The 1,661-nt window shown below is 60.5% G+C and carries 1 protein-coding gene; it reads left to right on the top strand.

Features of this window, described 5'->3' with window-relative positions; translation table 11 throughout:
- Window positions 1-1,661 (top strand): transketolase (tkt, locus tag ACW73I_RS22985; RefSeq protein WP_458031838.1); only part of this gene is annotated, 1,661 nt, incomplete at both ends.

Below are 1,661 nucleotides of genomic sequence, written 5' to 3'. Positions count from 1 at the left end.
CAAGGCATCACCAATGCCGTCGGTTTCGCATTGGCCGAACGCACCCTGGCCGGCCAATTCAACCGTCCGGGCCATGACATCGTCGACCACTACACCTACGTCTTCATGGGCGACGGCTGCCTGATGGAAGGCATTTCCCACGAAGCCTGCTCACTGGCCGGCTCCATGAAACTGGGCAAACTGATCGCCTTCTACGACGACAACAACATCTCCATCGACGGCGAAGTGCGCGGTCACGGCAACGTCGCCGGCTGGTTCCACGACGACACCCCGAAACGCTTCGACGCCTACGGCTGGCACGTCATCCCGAAAGTGGACGGCCACAACCCCGAAGCCATCAAAAAAGCCATCGAAGAAGCGCGCAGCGTCAAAGACAAACCGTCCATCATCTGCTGCCAAACCATCATCGGCTGGGGTTCGCCCAACAAAGAAGGCAAAGAAGAATGCCACGGCGCGGCCTTGGGCGAAGCGGAAGTGGCTGCGACCCGCGAGCGCATCAACTGGCCGCACGCCCCGTTCGAAATTCCGGCCGACATCCGTGCCGGTTGGGACGCCAAAGCCAAAGGCGACCGTCTGGAAAACACCTGGAACGACAAATTCGCCGCCTACAAAGCCGCGCACCCTGAGCTGGCGGCCGAATTCGAACGCCGCATGGCCGGTGAACTGCCTGCCGACTGGCAAGCAAAAGCCGGCGCCTTCATCGCCGAAGTCGATGCCAAAGCCGAAACCATCGCCAGCCGTAAAGCCTCGCAAAACGCACTGAACGGCTTCGGCCCGCTGCTGCCCGAACTGATGGGCGGCTCCGCCGACCTGGCCGGCTCCAACCTGACCCTGTGGAAAGGCTGCAAAGACGTCTGCGCCGAAGGTTTTGACGGCAACTACGTCTACTACGGCGTCCGCGAATTCGGCATGAGCGCCATCATGAACGGCATCATGCTGCACGGCGGCTTCAAACCCTACGGTGCCACCTTCCTGATGTTCTCCGAATACGCCCGTAACGCGTTGCGCATGGCGGCACTGATGAAAGCGCCGACCATCTTCGTCTACACCCACGACTCCATCGGACTGGGCGAAGACGGCCCGACCCACCAACCGATCGAACAAACCGCCACCCTGCGCATGATCCCCAACATGCAAGTTTGGCGCCCCTGCGACGCGGTCGAATCCGCCGTTAGCTGGAAAGCCGCGATCGAGCGTCAAGACGGTCCCAGCGTTCTGATTTTCTCCCGCCAAAACCTCGCGCACATGAACCGCAGCCAAGCACAAATCGAAGCGATCGGCAAAGGCGGCTACATCTTGAAAGACAGCGACGGCACGCCGGACGCCATCATCATCGCGACCGGCTCCGAAGTCGAATTGGCGGTCAAGGCGGCTGACGAACTGGCGGGCAAAGGCAAAAAAATCCGCGTGGTTTCCATGCCGTCCACCAACGTGTTCGACGCCCAAGACCAAGCCTACAAAGACAGCGTATTGCCGCCTAGCGTCAGCAAGCGCGTCGTGGTGGAAGCCGGCGTCACCGACGGCTGGTGGAAATATGTCGGCAGCAATGGCAAAATCGTTGGACTGGACCGCTTCGGCGAATCGGCACCGGCCGGCCAGCTCTTCAAAGAGTTCGGCTTTACCGTCGAAAATGTCGTTGCCAATGTGGAAGCTGTGCTTTA

Source organism: Methylomonas sp. MgM2 (assembly GCF_054172045.1).
This window is presented reverse-complemented; position numbering and strand designations above follow the sequence as displayed.